Origin of the sequence: Mesorhizobium sp. M7D.F.Ca.US.004.03.1.1, from assembly GCF_003998635.1 — a bacterium.
Lineage (GTDB): Bacteria > Pseudomonadota > Alphaproteobacteria > Rhizobiales > Rhizobiaceae > Mesorhizobium > Mesorhizobium loti.
Genome location: NZ_RZQG01000431.1, coordinates 1 through 4982 on the forward strand (window position 1 = coordinate 1; position 4982 = coordinate 4982).

The 4982-nt window shown below is 59.1% G+C and carries 5 protein-coding genes; all 5 read left to right on the plus strand.

Annotated features, from left to right (window positions below; all coding sequences use genetic code 11):
- A partial coding sequence (locus EN935_RS21875; protein ID WP_245489016.1) for a DUF930 domain-containing protein occupies nucleotides 1-450 on the plus strand: 450 nt, incomplete at its 5' end.
- Between the two features lie 160 nt (nucleotides 451-610).
- Nucleotides 611-1441 (plus strand): aspartyl/asparaginyl beta-hydroxylase domain-containing protein, encoded by an 831-nt coding sequence (locus EN935_RS21880; RefSeq protein ID WP_109672246.1) that lies wholly within the window; start codon nucleotides 611-613, stop codon nucleotides 1439-1441.
- A gap of 169 nt (nucleotides 1442-1610) precedes the next feature.
- A complete protein-coding gene (locus tag EN935_RS21885; RefSeq protein WP_127265368.1) occupies nucleotides 1611-3269 on the plus strand; it encodes a hypothetical protein in 1659 nt (552 codons plus the stop codon).
- A 167-nt stretch (nucleotides 3270-3436) separates the two neighbouring features.
- Entirely contained in the window at nucleotides 3437-4408 is a 972-nt protein-coding gene (locus EN935_RS21890) for a helix-turn-helix domain-containing protein (RefSeq protein ID WP_127265367.1), read from the plus strand.
- A 142-nt stretch (nucleotides 4409-4550) separates the two neighbouring features.
- Nucleotides 4551-4982: aldehyde dehydrogenase family protein (locus EN935_RS21895; RefSeq protein ID WP_127373608.1), on the plus strand; the 432-nt coding region annotated here is incomplete at its 3' end.

The following is a 4982-nucleotide window of genomic DNA, read 5'->3' on the forward strand; positions in this document are numbered from 1 at the left end:
GTGCGGGCAGCGGTGCCGCCGCCCGCTGCGAGCCCGCCCATACCCCAACCGCCCACCGCGCCGGCCATGATCCGGCCGACCGAAATGCTGTCGGCCAAGACGCTGGCCGATCCGCGCAGCCGGCAGGCGCGCGCCGATCTCGCCACCTTCGCGTCCGACGAGCGCATGGTGCAGTTGTGCAATCTCGAAGCCATGGATCAGATCCGCCGATGGCGCACGGATTATCAGCCGGAGCGGGTGGTGCCTTACGCAACGGCGGAGGAAAAAATCACTGGAACCACGATCGCCGCGAATGGTGCGGCTTTCCGCAGTCGCAGAAACTGGTATGGTCTGAAGTTCAGATGCCAACTGGCTGGGGACGGTGAAAGCGTCGTCGGCTTCGAATTCCTGGTTGGCGATTTGGTTCCCAGGGAAAAATGGGACGAGCTTGGCCTGCCGGCGGTGCATTGACCTGATACCGGCAGGCTTCATCAGGCAGCCAGCCGGCCGCGATACCGCGGCCGTTGTGTGGTGACCCAAAAAACCTTATCAAGGCGCACGGCCGGGCGGTGGTCGTTGCCGTGATTTGGGCACCTCATTCGCAACAGGATCGCGCTTCGCGCGTGGAAAAATGACAAAAAACCTTCGCAAATCCCTTCGCAAATTCGCCATTGCCATCCCGCTTCTTGCCCTTGGCTTCTATTTCATCCCCATCCTGACGACGATCTTCATCGTTTGCGGCCTGATCGACGTGCTGCGCAACGACAGGAAGGATTTGTCACTGTTCAGCGGTTATTTCCTAGGCAACGGCCTGTTCACCTGGCTGCTTTCGCCTTTCAACCTGCTGGTCGACTTGCTGTGTTACAGAAATCCTGGCGTCTGGAAGCTGGAGCAGTTTCCCGCCGACTATCAGCGCGAGGTCAATGAGGTCCTGGACATCTTCAAGGCGCGCAAGGACGAGATCATCGCCGACATCGACGCCAATTTCGGCACCGGCCGGCGCGGCATGTATGTCTACCAGTGGTACGGTAAGCACAAGATCGACAACGTTGCCGAGTTCAACAAGGATTTCAAATACATCAAGACCATCGCCGTTTCCGTGTTCAGCAAGCGCGAATCAACGTCCTGGCACTTCGGTCCGCTGCGGCTGAGCCTGCGCATTCTCTACAATCTGATCCCGGTGAAATCGGAGATTTTCGTCGAGTGCGGCAACGTCAAGAACTACTGGTACGACAATCCGCTGTTCATCTTCGACGACACGCTGCTGCATCGCTCGGTCAACGAGTATGACGGCCGTCGTTACTGCGTGTTCATGGACATCATCCGTCCGTCCCCGGTTCCGGGGCTGATCGCGGGCATGCTCGCAATCGTCTCGGTAAGCGTCGAGCGCATCAATTCCATGTTCTACAAGAACTGGAAGATGATCGGTTCGACCAAGCCGAAGAAAGCCGGGACGACCTGAGCTTTAAACTCAGAGCAGTCGGTTCTGCCGGCAGCATTTGGGTGCTCTGAATGTATGAGACTTGGCCATCCTTGTCTGCCGCTCATGCGCCGGAACGGCTCCTGGCTGCATAAACGGTGTCTTGGGTTGGCTTTGACAGTCCTACTTCTTCTCCTTCTGGCGGCCGCAAGTGACGAAGAATAAATCTCTCGGATTTTGGACAGGAACGTATCTATGCACCGTCTTGGTGGGAGTTGCTCTTGCAGTCATTTACGTAAGCCTTGAAGAGCCTGTCTATTATTGGGACTTCGCTGCCTATTTCGACACGTTCAATCGGCAAGGCACGCTCTTGGTCCAGAGTCCTCTCGAGTGGCTCAGCCACTTGAGAGCCTCAATCGCAACGGATGACTACAGTGCGGCAATCCTGGTGCCGCTGATGCCGTTTCACATCGTCTTTGGCGATTCGAGGTTTTCATACATCGCCGGAATAGTCGCTATTTACCTGGTCCCGACCGCCCTTTTCATCGGCAGAATGAGCTATCTGGAGGCGGCGACCGAGACATCTTCATCCCGAAGCTGGCTCGCGGTATGGATTGCGGCCTTTCTCTACACGCCGTTCTGGGCGGCGACGCTTCGTGGATTGCCTGATGTTGCCGGCTGCCTCGCGCTCTCCGCGGCAACCTATTTTCTTTGGAAATCGAGGTTCCTGACCCATGAACCGGTGATCAGCGGAGTACGCGTCGGCATATGTCTGTGGTTGGCGTTCGTGCTGCGCCGCTGGTATGCCTATCCTGTCGTCGGGGTCGGAATTTCCGCAGCCTTGTTCTGTCTTCTGCAGGTCGCAAAAGACCGGGACTTTCCGGCACTCCGGAATGCCGCCGTCGGAGGTTTGTGTGCGGTTCTCGTTGTCGTCGGAGCCGCATTGACCTTCCAGCAACCCTTGATCCTCAAGATCCTGGGAACCAGCTATGGCGACCTTTACAGCGGATACAAGACGAGCTTCGTTTCGCAGATTGACCAGATAGGATCCCGGCTCAGCTATGTGAACTGGCTGTTGATCGTAGTTGGCCTTTACATCTCCGTCATACGCCGAAACAGATTTTCCCTGTTCTGTGCCGTTGCCTCGGCTCTCACCTTTTTCCTCTTCACCCGGATGCAGGATCCGGACCGTCATCATTCAATGCCGATGTTTCTTTGGCTCTTTCCTGCCTATGCCCAGGCAATCGTTGCGATCGTTTCGATGCCGGCGCTGAGATCGCGATGGTCGACTGCCGCGATATCGGTAGCCACTGGACTTGCTTTTTTTGGCACCTTTTTTCCGCTTGGCCGCCAGATGCTATCGCCGATCAGCGACGTCTTTGCCAGAGAAGCCACGCTCCCTCTTCACCTCGACAATCTCTCTGAATACAGACGCCTCATCGATGATCTTATTGGAAGAATGCGACCCGAGGACCGTTTTTCGGTATTTGCCTCCGGCTCGGTCATGAGCGACTCGTTGTTGTATGAAATGGATAAAGATCTTTACCCCCGTATCGAGTGGACCTGTCAGGTCGATAGTCGCGATCAATTCAGGCCGGGAGTGCTGAAATCCAAATATATCGTCGTAACCGACCCGCCCGTCACCCATTTGCAGTCGGGCGCGCAGCTCTGTGTCACGATACCGGACCAATATATTGTCGAAGGCAAAGGCATCGGCGCAGCCTATAGGCGCGTCGCGGCTTATCAGTTGTCCGGCGACGTCATGGGCTACCTCTACGAACAGGTGCGCCCGGTCAGCAAAACGGAAATAGATGCCCTCTACGCCGACCTCAGGAAGAAGTACCCAGGCTGGACAACACCTGAGTGGTGACGACAGCGTTTGGGCAGGGCTCCCAGTCACTCTGCGCGGCTGTTATTACACCATCGTCTTATAGCGCCGGCGAGCCTCGTTCCTCTACAACTTGATGCAGCGGATATATCTGGGAGGATATAACGCTGCTGTTGAGTTGGAAGCGACAGTCGCCTTGGGAGGATAAGGTGAACGGACGGCAGCCGACTGGTCATCATTCGGATTTTATCCAGGCCTCAATCGCCAGCAACGATGCGGCGCGCTCGGCGTTGGTTGCCTCTTGGCGGCGTTCGCTCACATTGCACGGTCTGGATCCAGCCGAGCGACAGGCGCCACGACGCTTGACCGAAGGCGAACTGAGGCAAGCCAGGCAGCGTATGGAACCGTTGCGCCGTGCCGCCGATGCCAGCCTTGACCGGCTATACATGGCTGTCGGCGGGGTTGGTTGCTGCGTGCTGCTTGCCGACAGTGAAGGCATCCCGGTCGACCGCCGCGGCGCTGTTGCCGACGACGACACGTTCGACGAGTGGGGCCTGTGGACGGGCACCGTCTGGAGTGAGGACTCCGAAGGCACCAACGGCATCGGCACATGCCTTGCCGATCAGCGCGCCCTCACCATTCATCGCGACCAGCATTTCTTCGCGCGCAACACACTGCTCAGTTGCACCACCGCGCCGATCTTCGATCATGAAGGCAATCTGGCGGCGGCACTCGATGTCTCGTCATGCCGGTCGGACCTGACCGAAGGCTTTGTCAACCTGATCGCCATTGCGGTTGGCGATGCCGCGCGCCGCATCGAGGCCGAGAATTTCCGCCTGGCGTTTTCCAATGCACGCATCTTGCTGGCGCCGGTCGCCGAGCGCAGCGCCGGCGCGCTGATTGCTGTTGATGCCGACGATCTGGTGGTGGGCGCGACGCGCTCGGCGCGCCTGGCTCTCGGCATCACCCAACAGACCTTGGCCAAGGGGTTGCCAGCCGCCGACATTGTTGGCGGCTCGGCCGGGGCCGCTGAAGACCTGGGCGAAGCAGAGCGCGGCGTGGTGCAGCGCGCCATCGCGCGCGCCGAAGGCAATGTTTCGGCCGCCGCCAACAATCTTGGAATTTCACGCGCCACCTTGCATCGCAAGCTCGCCCGCTTCGGCATCCGCCGCCCGCACTGAGCTTTGAGGGGCAGAGCTGTCGCAGATCTGCGACACTCGGCACCGGTCGAATGCTGGGCATGGGCTGACAAGTCCGAGCCCATCCGCAACTCTTCCCAGTGACACGTCACATCCCGTGGCGCTGCATATTGGGAGGAAGACAATGAACAAGGTGGAATTTTCCCGCACGGCCAAGGTTCCCTTCGCCAAGCGCTATGACAATTTTATCGGCGGCAAATGGGTGGCACCGCTGTCCGGAAAGTATTTCGAGAACATCTCGCCGGTGAACGGCCGGCCGCTGGGCGAGGTCGCTCGGTCCGACGCCAGGGACATCGAGGCAGCGCTCGACGCCGCGCATAGGGCCAAGGATGCCTGGGGCAGGACAAGCGCCGCCGCCCGCGCGCTGATCCTCAACCGCATCGCCGACCGCATGGAGGACAATCTCGATCTGCTGGCCCTCGCCGAGACCTGGGACAATGGCAAGCCGATCCGCGAGACGACCGCCGCCGATCTGCCGCTGGCCATCGATCATTTCCGGTATTTCGCCAGCGCCGTGCGCAGCCAGGAAGGCGGCATCTCCGAGATCGATCACGAC